The sequence below is a fragment of the Pseudomonas sp. 13B_2.1_Bac1 genome (assembly GCF_025466155.1).
In the GTDB taxonomy this organism is placed as follows: Bacteria; Pseudomonadota; Gammaproteobacteria; order Pseudomonadales; family Pseudomonadaceae; genus Aquipseudomonas; species Aquipseudomonas aylmerensis.
The window spans coordinates 118,535-134,978 of the sequence record NZ_JANLOH010000057.1 but is presented as its reverse complement, the minus strand read 5'-3'; the positions used below and the strand labels follow the sequence as shown (position 1 = coordinate 134,978).

Below are 16,444 nucleotides of genomic sequence, written 5' to 3'. Positions count from 1 at the left end.
TGATCGGTGTGGGGCTCGGGGTTTGGTTGCGCGATTGAAATCGCCAAGCCTTGCGCCGCAAGCATGGACGACCTATTCCCCAATGTGGGAGCGGGCTTGCCCGCGAAAGCGCTGGTTCAGTCGCTATTTCCGGTGACTGACACACCTCCTCCGCGAGCAAGCCCTCTCCCACCCGGCCAGTGTACGTCTCGGCATAATCACGCAGTCATCGTATAACTTCTGCTTGACACCCCTCGAAAACCTCGCAAATATTCGCTCCAATGTTGTACGACGACGTACGACAAATAATAAAAACAACAAAAAGGGAGCTTCACTGTGAGTCAATTCGCCCGCAATTCCTCCGCGCGTATCGGCCTGATCGGTCTTGGCAGCCTGGCATTGACCCTGCCCCTCGGTGCCCAGGCAGAAGGTTTTCTCGACGACGCCAAGGCCACGCTCAACCTGCGCAACGCCTACTTCAACCGCAACTTCACCAACCCGACCAACCCCCAGGCCAAGGCCGAAGAGTGGACGCAGAACTTCATTCTCGACGCCAAGTCCGGCTACACCCAGGGCGCTGTCGGCTTCGGGATCGACGTGCTGGGCCTGTACTCGCAGAAGCTCGATGGCGGTAAAGGCACCGCCGGCACCCAACTGTTGCCAACGCACGACGATGGCCGCCCCGCCGACAACTTCGGGCGCCTGGGCGTAGCGCTGAAAACCAAGCTGTCGAAGACCGAATTGAAAGTCGGCGAATGGATGCCGGTGCTGCCGATCCTGCGCTCCGACGACGGCCGCTCGCTGCCCCAGACCTTTCGTGGCGGCCAGGTCACCTCGAATGAAATAGCCGGCCTGACTCTCTACGGCGGGCAATTTCGCGGCAACAGCCCGCGCAACGACGCGAGCATGGAAGACATGTTCATGAACGGCAAAGCGGCGTTCACCTCGGACCGCTTCAACTTCGGCGGCGGCGAATACACCTTCAATGACAAACGCACCCAGGTCGGGGTTTGGTACGCCGAACTCAGCGATATCTACCAGCAGCAGTACATCAACCTGACCCACAGCCAGCCGGTCGGCGACTGGACCCTGGGCGCCAACCTCGGCTTCTTCAACGGCAAGGAAGACGGCAGCGCCCTCGCCGGCGACCTCGACAACAAGACCGCCTTCGCCCTGCTCTCGGCCAAGTACCTGGGCAACACCTTCTACGTGGGCCTGCAGAAGCTCACCGGCGACAGTGTGTGGATGAAGGTCAACGGCACCAGCGGCGGCACCCTGGCCAACGACAGCTACAACGCGAGCTACGACAACGTGAAGGAAAAATCCTGGCAGGTGCGCCATGATTTCAACTTCGTGGTCCTCGGCAGTCCCGGGCTGACCATGATGAACCGCTACATCAGCGGCAGTAACGTGCACACCGGGGCGATCACCGACGGCAAGGAATGGGGCCGCGAATCGGAACTGGCCTACACCGTGCAAAGCGGCGCGCTGAAGGACCTGAATCTGCGGTGGCGCAATGCGACCATGCGTCGGGACTTCAGCAACAACGAGTTCGATGAAAACCGGATCTTCATCAGCTACCCGATCTCCCTGTTGTAACCCGCGGATACACTTTAGGTAGGCGCGCGCTTGCCGGCGATGGCAGCTCAATATTCACCACCGACCGTGGGGCCACCCTCGCTGGCAAGCCAGCACCGGCAAGGAAGGCGTGTGTTGACAAGCCAGGGAATCAATCACGATACTTCCACCTAGTCATACGACAACCTACAACAACAATGGAACCCCCATGACCACGACCACCTCCACACCCGTTCCATTCAACCGCCTGCTGCTCACCGGTGCCGCCGGCGGCCTGGGCAAAGTCTTGCGCGAACGCCTGCGTCCGTACGCCAAGGTGCTGCGCCTGTCGGACATCGCCGAGATGGCTCCGGCCGCGGATGCTAGCGAAGAAGTGCAACCTTGTGACCTCTCCGACAAACAAGCGGTGCACCACCTGGTGGAAGGCGTCGATGCCATCCTGCATTTTGGCGGGGTGTCGGTAGAGCGCTCGTTCGAGGAAGTGCTCGGGGCGAATATCAGCGGGATTTTCCATGTCTACGAAGCCGCGCGTCGCCACGGCGTGAAGCGCGTGATCTTCGCCAGTTCCAACCATGTGATCGGCTTCTACAAGCAGGGCGAAAAAATCGACGCACATTCCCCGCGTCGCCCGGACAGCTACTACGGCTTGTCCAAGTCCTACGGCGAAGACATGGCCAGTTTCTACTTCGACCGCTACGGCATCGAGACCGTGAGCATCCGCATCGGCTCCTCGTTTCCGGAACCGCAGAACCGCCGAATGATGCACACCTGGCTGAGTTTCGATGACCTGACCCAACTCCTCGAACGCGCGCTGTATACACCGAATGTCGGCCACACCGTGGTCTACGGCATGTCGGATAACCTCGACACCTGGTGGGACAATCGCTACGCCGCGCACCTGAGTTTCGCTCCCAAGGACAACTCCGAAGTGTTTCGCGCCCAGGTCGAAGCCCAGCCACCGGTAGCCGCCGATGACCCGGCCAAGGTCTACCAGGGCGGCGCGTTCTGCGCGGCGGGGCCGTTCGGTGACTGACGCCAGACCAACCCAAGGGAATGAGTGGCCATGACTGCAGAATTGATTGTCGACGCCCGCAGTGCCGTGGGCGAATGCCCGGTGTGGGTGCCTGAAGAAAACGCCCTGTACTGGGTGGATATCCCCAATGGCGGCCTGCAGCGCTGGAGCGCCGCGACCGGGCATATCGCCGCGTGGAAAGCCCCGCAGGCACTCGCCTGCATCGCGCGCACCAGCGCCGGCAACTGGGTCGCCGGCCTGCAAAGCGGCTTCTTCCAGCTCACCCCGCACAACGACGGCAGCCTCGACACCACGCCCCTGGCCGGTGTCGAGCACCCGCGTGCGGACATGCGCCTCAACGATGGCCGCTGTGATCGCCAGGGCCGCTTCTGGGCCGGCAGCATGGTGCTGGACATGAGCCTGAACGCGGCCGAGGGCATCCTCTACCGCTTCGCCACCGGCAGCGCACCGCAGGCGCTGCTGGATGGGTTCATCACCCTCAACGGCCTGGCCTTCAGCCCCGATGGCCGCACGATGTACGCCTCGGACTCGCACCCGCTGGTGCAGCAGATCTGGGCCTTCGACTACGACACCGAGACCGGCACGCCGTCCAATCGCCGCGTATTCGTCGACATGCACCAGCACCCCGGCCGCCCCGACGGCGCGGCAGTGGATGCCGAGGGCTGCTACTGGATCTGCGCCAACGACGCCGGGCTGGTTCACCGCTTTACCCCCGACGGTCGCCTGGACCGCTCCCTGAGCGTGCCGGTGAAAAAACCCACCATGTGCGCCTTCGGCGGCAGTCGCCTGGACACCCTGTTCGTCACCTCGATCCGCGACGACCAGAGTGAGCAGTCACTGTCAGGCGGCGTGTTCGCCCTCAACCCCGGCGTTACCGGATTGCCGGAGCCCACCTTCATCCTATAGCTGCATTGCTGTGCCTTGAATACAACAATAACAAGACGGAGACACACCCCATGGACTTCAAACGCACTTTGCTCGTCGCTGCACTTCCCCTGACGTTCCTCTTCACCGGCGCGGCCCACGCGCTGGAAATCAAATTCGCCGACATCCACCCCGCCGGCTACCCCACCGTGGTTGCCGAAGAAAACATGGGCAAGGCCCTGACCAAGGAAAGCAACGGCGAACTGACCTTCAAGTACTTTCCGGGCGGCGTCCTGGGTTCCGAGAAGGAAGTGGTCGAACAGGCCCAGGTCGGGGCGATCCAGATGACCCGCGTCAGCCTCGGCATCGTCGGCCCGGTGGTGCCGGACGTGAACGTGTTCAACCTGCCGTTCGTGTTCCGCGACCAGGCGCACATGCGCAAGGTCATCGATGGCGAGATTGGCGACGAAATCCTTGCCAAGATCACCGACTCCGAATTCGGCCTGGTGGCCCTGGCCTGGATGGACGGCGGCACGCGCAACCTCTACACCAAGAAACCGGTGCGCAAGATCGAAGACCTCAAGGGCATGAAGATTCGCGTGCAGGGCAACCCGCTGTTCATCGACGCCTTCAATGAAATGGGGGCCAACGGCATCGCCATGGACACCGGCGAGATTTTCAGTGCCCTGCAGACCGGGGTGATCGACGGCGCGGAAAACAACCCGCCGACCCTGCTGGAACACAACCACTACCAGAACGCCAAGTACTACACCCTCACCGAACACCTGATTTTGCCCGAGCCCATCGTGATGTCGAAAATCACCTGGAACAAGCTCACCCCCGCGCAGCAGGTCATGGTGAAAAACGCCGCCAAGGTCGCCCAGGCCGACGAGCGCGTGCTGTGGGACAAGAAGTCCGCCAGCAGTGAGGAGAAACTCAAGGCCGCCGGCGTCGAGTTCATCACCGTCGACAAAAAACCGTTCTATGACGCGACCGCTCCCGTGCGCGCCAAGTACGGCCAGGCGTACGCCGACATCATCAAGCGCATCGACGCCGTCGAGTAATCACCCTCCTCCTCCAGCAAGGCCAGGCGCGGTCGGCATCGACGCGCCCGGTTACGGTGAACGCCATGAAGAATTTGCTGCTGCGCATCAACGATCGCCTCTACATGACCTGCATCTGGGTCGCCGGCCTCTCGGTACTGGGAGTGGCATTGATCATTCCCTGGGGCATTTTCGCCCGCTACATCCTCGGCACCGGCTCCAGCTGGCCGGAACCCACCGCCATCCTGTTGATGCTGGTGTTCACCTTCATCGGCGCCGCTGCCAGCTACCGCGCCGGCGCGCACATGTCGGTGGCGATGATCACCGACCGCCTGCCGCCGCGCCAACGCCAGGTAGTCGGCATCGTCTCGCAACTGTTGATGGCGACGATCTGCCTGTTCATGACGATCTGGGGCAGCAAGCTGTGCCTGTCCACCTGGAACCAGTTCATGAGCGCCATCCCGACCCTGCGCGTGGGCATCACCTATATGCCGATCCCGATTGGCGGGCTGCTGACCCTGGTGTTCGTGCTGGAAAAACTCCTGTTGGGCGACCAGAGCCAGCGGCGCGTGGTGCGCTTTGACCTGGTAGAAGAAAGCGAAGGGGCAGTTTGATATGGATGCGTTGATTCTGTTGGGCAGCTTTATCGCCTTGATCCTGATCGGCATGCCGGTGGCCTACGCCCTCGGGCTGTCGGCGCTGATTGGCGCGTGGTGGATCGACATTCCGTTCCAGGCCCTGATGATCCAGGTGGCGGGCGGGGTGAATAAATTCTCGCTGATGGCGATCCCTTTCTTCGTCCTGGCCGGGGCGATCATGGCCGAGGGCGGCATGTCGCGGCGGCTGGTGGCGTTTGCCGGTGTGCTGGTGGGATTTGTGCGCGGTGGCCTGTCGCTGGTGAACATCATGGCCTCGACGTTCTTCGGCGCGATCTCCGGTTCGTCGGTGGCCGACACGGCCTCGGTCGGCTCGGTGCTGATCCCGGAAATGGAGCGCCGTGGCTATCCACGCGAATTCGCCACCGCGGTGACCATCAGCGGCTCGGTACAAGCGCTGCTGACCCCGCCCAGCCATAACTCGGTGCTCTACTCGCTGGCCGCCGGCGGCACCGTTTCCATCGCCTCGCTGTTCATGGCCGGCGTGGTCCCGGGCTTGCTGATGAGCGCGTGCCTGATGGTGCTGTGCCTGATCTTCGCGAAGAAACGCGATTACCCCAAGGGCGAAGTCATTCCCTTGAAGCAGGCATTGAAAATCTGCGCCGATGCACTGTGGGGCCTGATGGCCATGGTGATCATCCTCGGCGGCATCCTCTCGGGTATTTTCACTGCCACCGAGTCCGCCGCAATCGCGGTGCTGTGGGCGTTCTTCGTGACCATGTTCATCTACCGCGACTACAAATGGAGCGAGCTACCGAAGCTGATGCACCGTACGGTGCGCACCATTTCCATCGTGATGATCCTGATCGCCTTCGCCGCCAGCTTCGGCTACATCATGACCCTGATGCAGATCCCGGCGAAGATCACCACGATGTTCCTGACCCTGTCGGACAACCGCTACGTGATCCTGATGTGCATCAACATGATGCTGCTGTTGCTCGGCACGGTGATGGACATGGCGCCGCTGATCCTGATCCTCACGCCGATCCTGTTGCCGGTGATCCTCGGCATCGGTGTCGACCCGGTGCACTTTGGCATGATCATGCTGGTCAACCTCGGCATCGGCCTGATCACCCCGCCGGTGGGTGCGGTGCTGTTCGTGGGTGCGGCGGTGGGCAAGGTCAGCATCGAGAAAACCGTGAAGGCGCTGCTGCCGTTCTATGCCGTACTGTTCCTGGTGTTGATGGCGGTGACCTACATTCCGGCGTTGTCGCTGTGGCTGCCAAGCGTGGTGCTATAACGCTCTGCGTAGGAATACAGCCTGTGACGCCCACCCCAGCAGGCGCCGGCAAGCCAGCGCCTGCAGGCAGCTTTCATTTCAAGGTGAACCTGTGATGCTGGAACTCAGAGATGACCTGACCGTGCTGACCCTGGCGCCCGCCGTGGGGGGCAGCATCGTCAACTGGAGCGTGCGCGCCAGCGGGCAGCCGCTGCTGCGGCATAGCGATGAGCAGGCGATCGCTACCGGGTTGCCGGGCAAGCTGGGGTGCTATCCGTTGGCGCCCTGGTCCAATCGGATTGCCGAAGGCGGTTTCGACACCCCGGATGGCTGGCTGGCGCTGACACCGAACAGCCCGCTCGACCCGCTGCCGATTCATGGTTCGGCCTGGCAGCAGGTGTGGCAGGTGGTCAGCCAGTCGGCGGATGAGGTGGTGCTGGCGGTGGAGTGCGACACACCGTTTGCCTATCGCGCCGAGCAGCGGTTTCGCCTGAGTGGCGGCGAGTTGAGGATCGAACTGCGCGTCACGCATCTGGCCGACAAGGCCGCGTGGCATGGGTTGGGCTTGCATCCCTACTTACCGCGCCGGCCGGCCACGCGCTTGCAGGCCAACGCCGAGCAGGTGTGGATGAGTGATGCATCCAAGCTGCCGACGGGGCTCGCTCCGCTGCCGGCGGACTGGGATTTCCGCCAGCTCAAGGCGCTGCCGGAGCGCCTGGTGGACAATGGCTTTTGCCAGTGGGACGGGCAGTGCCGGATCGAGCAGCCGGAGCTGGGCTATGCGCTGGAATGCCGAGCCACCGGCGCCGACTACTTCCTGCTGTTCTGCCCACCGGGGCTGGGATTTTTCTGCATCGAACCGGTGAGCCATCCGGTAAATGCGCATCACCTGCCGGGACGGCCCGGGTTGAAACTGTTGGAACAAGGCCAATCGACTCAACTCGATTTCAGCCTGAAATACCTTCCCCTGTAGGCGCCCGGCTTGCCGGCTCCTACAGGGTGGCTGGGGTGGTCAGGGCGGGCTGTTTTTCAGGCGCCCTGCCGTGTCGATACTCACCACCACCGACAACCCCGGCCGTAGCCGCTCGCTCTCGGCCTGATCCGGGTCCACGGTAATCCGCACCGGTACACGCTGGGCGATCTTCACGAAGTTGCCGGTGGCGTTGTCCGCCTGCAACAGGCTGAACTCCGAGCCGGTCGCCGGGGAAATATGCTGCACCGTGCCGCGAAACTTACGGTGGTTGAGCGCATCCACGGTGAAGGTCACCGGCTGGCCGACCTGCACATTGTCCATCTGGGTTTCTTTCATATTGGCGATCACCCACAACTGGTGGGGCACCAGCGCCATCAACTGCGCGCCGGAATTGACGAAGGCGCCTAGGCGCACGCCAATCTGCCCCAGCTGGCCGTCACGCGGCGCGGTGATGCGGGTGTTGGACAAATCAATCCGCGCCAGCTCCACGGCCGCCTCGGCACTGGCCACCGCCGCCTCCAGGGAGCCGCGATTGACGATCACCGTCTGCAGGTCCTGCCGCGCGATCTCCAGGCTGGCCTGGGCCTGGGCCACGGCGGCGATGGTCTGCGCATTCGCGGCACGGGTCACGTCCAGCTCGCGCTTGGACACCGAACCGTCGCTGATCAGTTCTTCATTGCGGCGCAAGTCGGCGGTGCTCTTGCGCGCCTGGGCCTGGCTGTCCACCAAGGCGGCCTGGCGCAGCTTGATGGTGGCTTCGGCACTGTTGCGTTGCTGCACCACATTGGCCAGCGAAGCCTTCTGCACCGCCAGTTGCGCCAGCGCCTGGTCGAGGCGCTGCTTGTAGATGCGGTCATCGAGGCGCACCAGCAGGTCGCCCGCCTTGACGTACTGGAAGTCCTGCACCGGCACTTCGAACACATAACCGCTGAGCTGCGGGCCGATGATCGTCACCTGGCCGCGCACCAGGGCGTTCTCGGTGGTTTCCACGGCGCTGCTGAACGGCGGCAATTGCCAGGCATACAACACGATCAGTACGCCGACGATGGCAATCGCGGCGAAGCCCAGCGACGAGATGATGCGCACCCGCAGCGAGCGCGGCTCAGTCACGCTCGCGCCGGGCGGCGCGGTGCCTTCCGGGGTGGAGGCAATGGCATTGGTGGTCGTGGTAGTGGTCGTTTCGGTCATGAAGTGGCGCCGCTGGGTTGAACGGAAGGGGCTGCTGCCTTGGTGGTGCTCATCAGCCACAGACTGCGGATAAAGATCCAGATCATGGTGAGGATAGCGATGATCGCGATCAGCATGAACACATCGTTGTAAGCCATCACATTCGCCTCACGCGTGGCCGCCGTGGCCAGGCTGCGAATGCCCATGAGGTTGCGCAATTCCGGGTCGGCGATCACCCCGCCGTAGGCCGAGCCACCGCTCTGCACCCGCGCAGCCACACGCGGGTCGAGCAGGGTCAGGTGCTCGACGATCATGCTCGAGTGAAACTTCTCGCGCACGATCTGGAAGGTGCCGAGCAACGCTGCGCCAATCAGGCCGCCGAGGTTCTGGCAGATCCCGAACATCACCGAGAAACTCACCAGGTTGCGCGGGTTGGTCAGCACGTTGCGGGTGCCCAGCACCATGGTCGGGCCCAGGAAGAACGTGCCGCCAAAGCCTAGCAGGAACTGGCTGATGTACATGTTCTGCGGCCGGGTCAGGTTGCTGGAGAAACTGTCCATCACCGACCCCACGGCCATCAGCGCCAGCGAAATGATCAGCGGCATCAGCAGGTGCGCCGGGTTGATCGTCAGCGCACTGACCACCAGCCCGGCAATCGCCCCGGCCAGCATCACCACGTACAGGGTGTGCATCTGCTCGTAGCTCATGTTCAACATCTGCATGAACCCCACGGCGCCGGTGGACTGCTCCGACAGCACCATGCGAATCAACACCACGGCCAGCGCCAGGCGGATCATCACCCCACTGCCGAGCCAACGGGTCATCAGCAACGGGTTGGCGCGATTATGTTCGATCGCCAGGCCGGCCATGATCAGCACCAGCGAACAGGCCGAGGCGACGCCGATCCACGGTGCTTCCAGCCACCAGTCGATGCGCCCCAGCGACAACACGGCGCAGAGCAAGGCGACCCCGGTGGCGAGGATGCCGAAGGTCAGGAAGTCGAGTTTTTCAAAGGTCTTGAAGCGGTCGCCAGGCGGCAACTTGAGCAGGAACACGCACCCCAGGCAGATCAGGGCCATGCCCAGTTCGAACAGGTACAGGCCACGCCACTCGGCGATTTGCAGCAAATCCTCGGAGAACAGCCGCGCCAACGGCAGCGCCAGTTGCGCGGTGCCCAACCCCAGCACCAGGGCTTTCATCCGCCATTTGGCCGGGAACGCCTGGATCATGTAGTACAACCCCAGCGAACTGAGCGCCGCGCCGACCATCCCGTGCGCCGCCCGCACCGCGATGGCCGAGCTGAGGTCATTGACGAACAAATGGCCGAAGGTCACCAGCGCATACAGTACCAGGAACACCTCGGTGAACGCGCGCAGGCCGAACTGCTGGCGAAACTTCACCAGCAGCAGGTTCATGCACACGTTGGTCATCACATAGGCGGCGGGCAGCCAGGCCATTTCCGCCGTTGTCGCGCCCAGGGCACCTTGCAGGTATTGCAGGTTGGCGATGACCAGCGCATTGCCGAGCCCGCCGGTAATCGCCACCAGCACGCCGACCAGCGCAAACAGCCAGCGTTTGTGCGTGGGGTGCAGCGGCGTCGACGGCGAGCCAGGCAGGCTCGGTCGCTCGTGGGGCTGCCAGGTGTGGGGGGTGTATTTGTCCATTCGGTGACCTAGATGACCCGGCGGGGGACGCCGGTAAAACCATTACTCAGGGAGTAGTAAACCTGAGCGGAGTTCATCTTGCCATCTCGAGGGTGCAATTGATCCCGGCAGCGCGCCCGCCAGACAAATGCAGGCGCAGATTCCAGCTCAGATCCAGCCGAGCCAACTCCAGTACGTGGCGGCGAAGATCAGCATGAGGCCATAGCCGAGCAGCGTCACCAGAATCCCCACCTTGGCAAACTGGCGCGCCGTGAACGTGCCGGTCCCCAGGCACACCATGTTCTGCGGCGCATTGATCGGCAGGATAAACCCGTAGCTCATCACAAACCCGAGCAGCATGGTCATCCCCAGGCGGCTGAACTCACCCGGCAAGGTCTGCAACACCGCGATCAGGATCGGCAACAACGCCGAGGTCAAGGCCGTGGCACTGGCAAAGCCCAGGTGGATCACAATCAGGAAGGCCCCGAGGATGGCAAATACGCCCAGCGGCCCGAGCTGATCCAACCCGGTGTGCGTCACCACCTGCGCGCCCAGCCACTGCCCGGCCTGGGTGGTCAGCAGCGCCGTACCGAGGCTGATGCCGACACCAAACACAATCACCGTGCCCCACGGAATACGCGACTGCACATCCTTCCAGGTCATCACGCCCAGCCCCGGCAACAGCAGGAACACCAGGCCTGCGTAGGTGGTCGAGGTGGTGTCGAAACTGTGCAACCGGCCCTCGGTGGCCCACGCCAGCAACAGCAGCACCGAGACACTCAACAGGCGCTTCTGCGGCCCGGTCATCGGCCCGATGTCCACCAGCGACTGCGCCACGGCCTCCTGGCCGCCGGGGATGCTGTCGGTTTCCGGCGGCAGCAACTTGAGCACCAAAAACAGCAGCACCGCCGACATGATCACCGCCCACGGCGCGCCGGCGATCAGCCAGTCGAGCCACGACACGCGCTGGCCGAGCATCTTGTCCATGAAGCCGACCGTCAGCAGGTTCTGTGCCGCGGCGGTCTGGATGCCGACGTTCCAGATGCTGGTGCCCTGCGCGACCACGATCATGATCCCGGCGGCAATGTTCGAACGCTTGTCGACGCCAAAGGCGGCAATCACGCCCATCATGATCGGCACCACGCAGGCACTGCGCGCGGTGGCGCTGGGCACCACCAGGCTGAGCAAAATGGTCACCGCAATCGCCCCCAACAGGATGCGCCGGGTACTGGTGCCGATGCGGCTGAGGGTGACCAGCGCGATACGCCGATCCAGGCCGGTGTGGGTCATCGCTGCGGCAATGAACAGCGCCCCCGCCACCAGCGCCAGCGCCGGGTTGGAGAAGCCGGTCAGCGCCATGCTGATCGCCGGGCTGGAGCCGATCAGGTGCGCAGGGTCCTGCAGCGACGGCGCGGTGCCGAGCAAAAACGCCATCAGCGAAGTGATCATGATCGCGCTGGCTTCATAGGACACCGCCTCGGTGATCCACACCACCACGGCAAAGGCGAGGATCGCCAGCATCCGGTGCCCGGCCACCGGCAAGTCCGCCGGCAGCGGCAACAGCAGCACGCCGACCATCACCAGCACGGCGACCACCAGGCCCAGGGGCAACTTGAAGGATGCAGCGGTTGTTGCGGGGGCGTTCATGCGGTACTCCGTAGGCCTTCCATTCAGGCCGGGAGCATGGCGCATAAGGTCGCAGGGTGTGTTGACGGGTATCAACGCGCCGGGCGTCAGGCGAGTAATTGGCTCAATACCGCGCGCAACTTGCCGGGCTTGACCGGTTTGTTCAGCAGCGGCGCTTCCAGGCGGCGCAGCGCGCGTCGGCACTGGTCGGTGCGATCGGCGGTGATGATCACCGCCGGGATCTTCTGCTCGAAGTGCTCACGCAGATGCTTGACCACCGTACAGCCGACCACCCCATGGTCAAGGTGATAGTCGGCCAGGATCAACTCCGGCGCCCTGCCCTGCAGCGCCAGCAAAGCGCCCGCCTGATCAGTTGCGGTGACCACCTCGCAGCCCCACTGGCCGAGCAGCGCGCGCATGCTTTCGAGGATGCTCACTTCGTTGTCGATCACCAGCAAGCGCCGCCCCGGCAGCGGATTACCGGTGGTAGGCGCGACGGGCAATTGGCTGATCGCCAGTGGCATTTCGTCGCTCAGCGGCACCTCGATACTGAACATCGAACCGCGCCCCGGCCAGGACCGCACCGCCACCGGGTAGCCGAGAATATCGGCGATACGCTCGACAATCGCCAGGCCCAGCCCTACCCCCTTGCGGTCCGACGCACGACCGACGTCGAGCTGGTTGAATTCCAGAAAGATCGAACCCAACCGATCCGCCGCAATCCCGCGCCCGGTGTCCCACACCTCCAGGCGCAGGCGATCACCGCGCCGGCGCGCGCCAAGGAGGATGCAGCCCTCATCGGTATAGCGGCAGGCATTGCTGAGGAAGTTGCGCAAAATCCGCGTCAACAGCCGCAAGTCGGTACGGATCGCGTACCCGCCGGTACGCGCGCGCAGGTTGAGGCCGGCCGCCTGGGCCACCGACTGGAACTCCGAGACCAGCGGCGCAAACAATTCATCCAGGCGATACAGCGCCACGTCCGGCTTGACCGCTGCCTGGTCGAGCCGCGAGATATCCAGCAGGTCGGTGAGCAAGTCCTCGGCGCCCTCCAGGGCCTGGTGGGTGCGTTCCACCAGTACCTGCTCGACGCTCGGCAAGTTGCGCTCGCGCAAGGTCGAGATCAGCAGCCGCGCGGCGTTCAGCGGTTGCAGCAGGTCATGGCTGGCGGCGGCGAGGTATTTGTCCTTGCTGCGATTGGCGGCCTGGGCGGCGTCACGGGCGTCGCGCAGGTCCTGTTCGATCTGCTCGCGCTGGGCGATCTGCTGTTGCAGGTTGAGGTTGGCCTCCAGCAGCTCGTCGGTGCGCGCGGCGACCCGTTGCTCCAGTTCGTCGTTGAGGCGGATGTAGCGATTGCGCTCGGCCTCCAGCTCGTCGAGCCGCGCGGTGAGTTCCGGGTAATGGCTCTTGCGCGCCGACTGGTCGCCCAGCCCCAGCAGCCCGGCCAGGGCGCGCTGTTGCGCGTCAGAGAGCTTCGCCATAGACGACCTCGACATCACGCTGGCTGGACTCGCGCGGGTTGGTGAGGATGCACGGGTCATGCATCGCATGCTGGGACAGAAACGGGATGTCGGCCACGCGCACGCCGTGCAGGCCGAGCGTCTCGTTGAAACCGATCGCGTGCTTGAGCGCAATCAGGTGCTCTACCAGCCGCGCGCAGATCTGCCGATGGTTGAGGCCACGGCAGTCGATGCCGAAGGTCTCGGCAATCACCTTGAACCGCTCCGGCGCCGAGCTGTAGTTGAACGCAACGACGTGCTCTACCAATACCGCGTTGCATAGGCCGTGGGGCAAGTCGAGGAAGCCGCCCAGGCTGTGGGACATGGCGTGCACCGCCCCGAGGATCGCATTCGAAAACGCCAGCCCGGCCTGCATGCTGCCGAGCATGATTTTCTCGCGCAGGGCAATATCGCCGGGGTTGGCGATCATCTGCACCAGGTTGCCGTTGATCAGGCGCATGGCCTCGAGCGCGTGAGGGTCGGTAAGCGGGCCATGCCCGGTGGACACGAACGCCTCGATGGCATGCACCAGCGCGTCGATGCCGGTACAGGCGGACAGGAACGGGTCCATGCTCGCGGTGGTTTCCGGGTCGATCAGCGACACGTCCGGCACCACCGCCTTGCTGACGATGGAGAACTTCATGCGTTCCTGTTGGTTGGAGATGATCACGAACTGCGACACGTCCGCCGAGGTGCCGGCCGTGGTCGGGATCAGGATCAAGGGCGGGCTGGGCACGCGAATGGTGTCCACGCCTTCGAACTCGAGGATGCTGCGCCCATGGGCGACCACAATGCCGATGGCCTTGCCGCAGTCCATCGGGCTGCCGCCGCCGATGGCCACGATCACGTCGCAATGATTTTCGCGGTACACCTCGGCGCCGAGCATCACTTCTTCGACGCGCGGGTTGGGCGATACGGCGGTGTACAGGCAGTAGTCGATACCGAGGGCTTGCAGGCTGGCTTCGACATCGGCGACCCAGCCGGCGGCAATCACGCCGGGGTCGCTGACCACCAGCACCTTGCGCGCGCCGAAGGTCTTGGCGTAATTGCCGACGTTATGCCGGCAGCCGGCGCCGAAGATGATTTCAGGCGAGACGAATTTACGCAGGAGGCTCAGGTTTGGGCTCATTGGAAAGCCTGTTGTTATTATTTTTGGGAGGTGCGCTTCACACTAACCCATTCGGGAGCGAATGCAATCAGACCAAAGGGTCATTCCCCATACGACCATCGCGCTGGTGCGAACGCCAACATAGACGTCGTCTTCGTAAACCGCCCCACATCCGGAACATAAAAATCGAAACGTGTTGTAGTGCAGCCCCCTCTTCCGATCCAGATACTGCCCCTGAAACTACAGGTTCCGTTCTCCAATGTAGCGAGGCTCACGCACCTCCTCCAGCGTGTTGCCCCATGGCATAAAGGAGACAGCTCTATTTGAATTAACAATATTTTAATAAAAGCTGTCGCCGTTATTCTTCCCCTTGGTCTTCTTTGGCTAGCGTTTTTCAATACAGCCTACGCCAGAATTTCCACTGTAGTTTGGCCCTCAAACGTTCGAACGACGGTGCGATATATATCAGTCCAAGTATCCTCTGCCGGCCTTTTGAGACGATGTTTTGCGCCAAACACGTAAACGGTATCGCCAAGAGAGATTTTTTCTTTGATGTGCTGTGCTGAAAGTAAAACTGAAAATTGATGTAAAAAAACCATAGGTTGACCCTGATGGTACAACCATGCCGGCTCCCCCACCCATACGGGGCTCTCTTTTAAACAGAGAAATTCATTTTCCAACCGTTCCGCTAGCCATTTCTTTTTATTCTTTGGCGCGCCCTGCTCAACGTATTCATCGTAAAGCCGTTGGGCGAAATCCTCGGCTCCATCGGCGTCCATCGAGGCGGATTTCTTTTCAGCAACAGCCATAGCCGCGCCCCAGAAAACGTGAAAATCAGTCAACTCACTCATGTTCTCTCCTCTGAGTATTAGTTTTCGGGTGGCTTGGAACATATCGTTGAGCGGGTCATGAGCGATTCTCACTCTCTGTTCTGGCTGTCGATCATTCGGCGGAGACGGTGGTAGCGGTAAAGCTTAGTCTTTGCCGGGGGCATCGAATTACCCAGCTAAATTACGCGATTGGGTTGTAGAAGGGCGCCAGAACGAAAAATCAACATACGTGGAATCAAATAAAAATTCAGGTATTTTTTTGGCCTTTCTTTGAAAGCTCTTTCTTTTCCGATGGAATAAGCCGCATCAAAATGTTGAAAAGCCTCGTCCTCCTCGTAAAGTTCGAGACAAACCATACCCAAATCCATCAATGGCCCGGTATTCCGTTGGGAACTTCTGCCAGCGAGTGCAGCTTGAGCCCAATACTTAGATTTTTGAAATCACCGTTATCAAAGTAGAAGTTGTAAAGCGAGCCCGCAATCCATCCGGTCAATAGCTTCCAGCCCAATTTGGGCTCTGGGAGTAGCTCCCACGCTTGAATATAAGCAGCAAGCGCCTGAGTTTTTTTGCCCTCGTCGTCCAGCTCGTTTCCACCCTCTACGATGGAACAAATTTTCGCATCTAGATCTGGACTTTCTTCAGATAGGTCTTCCATAGGTAACGCCCTCAGTATCTATTTACTACGAGGCGGATATCGACAAGCGCTACGACGGCCCGACGACGTTGCGTTGGTCAATCGATATTCAGTAGTTCATTGGGCGCAATGACATTCACGTCAGGTCTAACCATTAAGATAAGGTGATAGAAACGCCTCAAAAAAAAGTTTGCTTCTTTCCTTTGGAAAGCAGAGAGCTGCATCAGTTTCCGAGATTAGATACATGTAATAGTCATAGCCAAAGTGAAATTCACAGCTGGCAGACTTCAGCTTGCACCAGATTTTTTCTCTCAAAATAGCTTTGAGGACTGGAGCTAGTTGATCGACCTCAATGCTCTGCCCTTCCGCGTAAGGTTCACCCTCTGAATTAATTTCAAGATTGCTAATTATCAAAATTGAAACACCCAAGCATTGGCAAATTGCAATGACCGTTTCTACATAGTTAGTTTCGGTGAGTAGGTACTCTTCTTCCGACACGCTTTTTCCAATGTCAAAGAAGCTCGTCCACTCGCTATTTAAGCACTCGTTACCCTGGGGATCGTACTTCGTTATCCGGTAAGAATATTTCATCGTT

At 61.5% G+C, this 16,444-nt stretch carries 15 protein-coding genes and 1 pseudogene; 7 read left to right on the top strand and 9 right to left on the bottom strand.

The window, feature by feature from the left end; genetic code table 11:
- Nucleotides 1–315 precede the first annotated feature (315 nt).
- From NTD80_RS15155 to NTD80_RS15125, 7 genes are all read left to right on the top strand, one after another.
- Nucleotides 316–1,578 (top strand): OprD family porin, encoded by a 1,263-nt coding sequence (locus NTD80_RS15155; RefSeq protein ID WP_262134179.1) that lies wholly within the window; start codon nt 316–318, stop codon nt 1,576–1,578.
- 187 nt (nt 1,579–1,765) lie between these two features.
- Nucleotides 1,766–2,590, top strand: coding sequence for an NAD-dependent epimerase/dehydratase family protein (locus NTD80_RS15150; protein WP_262134178.1), 825 nt, complete (start codon nt 1,766–1,768; stop codon nt 2,588–2,590).
- A 30-nt stretch (nt 2,591–2,620) separates the two neighbouring features.
- Nucleotides 2,621–3,496, top strand: coding sequence for an SMP-30/gluconolactonase/LRE family protein (locus NTD80_RS15145; RefSeq protein WP_262134177.1), 876 nt, complete (start codon nt 2,621–2,623; stop codon nt 3,494–3,496).
- A gap of 50 nt (nt 3,497–3,546) precedes the next feature.
- Nucleotides 3,547–4,518 carry a TRAP transporter substrate-binding protein gene (locus NTD80_RS15140; protein WP_106803336.1) on the top strand — a complete coding sequence of 324 codons (972 nt, stop codon included), beginning with the start codon at nt 3,547–3,549 and terminating at the stop codon, nt 4,516–4,518.
- 65 nt (nt 4,519–4,583) lie between these two features.
- On the top strand, nt 4,584–5,111 hold the full coding sequence (locus tag NTD80_RS15135; RefSeq protein ID WP_262134176.1) for a TRAP transporter small permease: 528 nt from the start codon (nt 4,584–4,586) through the stop codon (nt 5,109–5,111).
- Nucleotide 5,112: 1 nt separating this feature from the next.
- The gene (locus NTD80_RS15130) at nt 5,113–6,393 is read left to right on the top strand and encodes a TRAP transporter large permease (protein WP_065903895.1); all 1,281 of its coding nucleotides are present in this window, start codon (nt 5,113–5,115) and stop codon (nt 6,391–6,393) included.
- A gap of 94 nt (nt 6,394–6,487) precedes the next feature.
- On the top strand, nt 6,488–7,345 hold the full coding sequence (locus NTD80_RS15125; protein WP_262134175.1) for an aldose 1-epimerase: 858 nt from the start codon (nt 6,488–6,490) through the stop codon (nt 7,343–7,345).
- Between the two features lie 39 nt (nt 7,346–7,384).
- Here the strand turns inward: NTD80_RS15125 and NTD80_RS15120 are convergent, their stop codons facing one another.
- The 9 genes and pseudogenes from NTD80_RS15120 to NTD80_RS15085 form a co-directional block, all read right to left on the bottom strand.
- Nucleotides 7,385–8,533 carry an HlyD family secretion protein gene (locus tag NTD80_RS15120; protein ID WP_065903900.1) on the bottom strand — a complete coding sequence of 383 codons (1,149 nt, stop codon included), beginning with the start codon at nt 8,531–8,533 and terminating at the stop codon, nt 7,385–7,387.
- On the bottom strand, nt 8,530–10,176 hold the full coding sequence (locus tag NTD80_RS15115; protein ID WP_213551162.1) for an MFS transporter: 1,647 nt from the start codon (nt 10,174–10,176) through the stop codon (nt 8,530–8,532). The genes NTD80_RS15120 and NTD80_RS15115 overlap by 4 nt, the downstream gene beginning before the upstream one ends.
- Before the next feature lie 147 nt (nt 10,177–10,323).
- Nucleotides 10,324–11,802 (bottom strand): anion permease, encoded by a 1,479-nt coding sequence (locus tag NTD80_RS15110; RefSeq protein ID WP_262134174.1) that lies wholly within the window; start codon nt 11,800–11,802, stop codon nt 10,324–10,326.
- An 86-nt stretch (nt 11,803–11,888) separates the two neighbouring features.
- A complete protein-coding gene (locus NTD80_RS15105; protein ID WP_262134173.1) occupies nt 11,889–13,259 on the bottom strand; it encodes a hybrid sensor histidine kinase/response regulator in 1,371 nt (456 codons plus the stop codon).
- Complete coding sequence (gene ercA / locus NTD80_RS15100; RefSeq protein WP_213551159.1) at nt 13,243–14,406, bottom strand: alcohol dehydrogenase-like regulatory protein ErcA; 1,164 nt, start codon at nt 14,404–14,406, stop codon at nt 13,243–13,245. The genes NTD80_RS15105 and ercA overlap by 17 nt, the downstream gene beginning before the upstream one ends.
- Nucleotides 14,407–14,540: 134 nt before the next feature.
- Nucleotides 14,541–14,697: pseudogene (locus NTD80_RS31360) on the bottom strand (RHS repeat-associated core domain-containing protein); the annotation flags it as partial.
- Between the two features lie 92 nt (nt 14,698–14,789).
- Nucleotides 14,790–15,236 (bottom strand): hypothetical protein, encoded by a 447-nt coding sequence (locus NTD80_RS15095; RefSeq protein WP_262134172.1) that lies wholly within the window; start codon nt 15,234–15,236, stop codon nt 14,790–14,792.
- Between the two features lie 346 nt (nt 15,237–15,582).
- Nucleotides 15,583–15,870, bottom strand: coding sequence for a hypothetical protein (locus tag NTD80_RS15090; protein ID WP_262134171.1), 288 nt, complete (start codon nt 15,868–15,870; stop codon nt 15,583–15,585).
- 126 nt (nt 15,871–15,996) lie between these two features.
- Nucleotides 15,997–16,440, bottom strand: coding sequence for a hypothetical protein (locus NTD80_RS15085; RefSeq protein WP_262134170.1), 444 nt, complete (start codon nt 16,438–16,440; stop codon nt 15,997–15,999).
- Nucleotides 16,441–16,444: the final 4 nt, after the last annotated feature.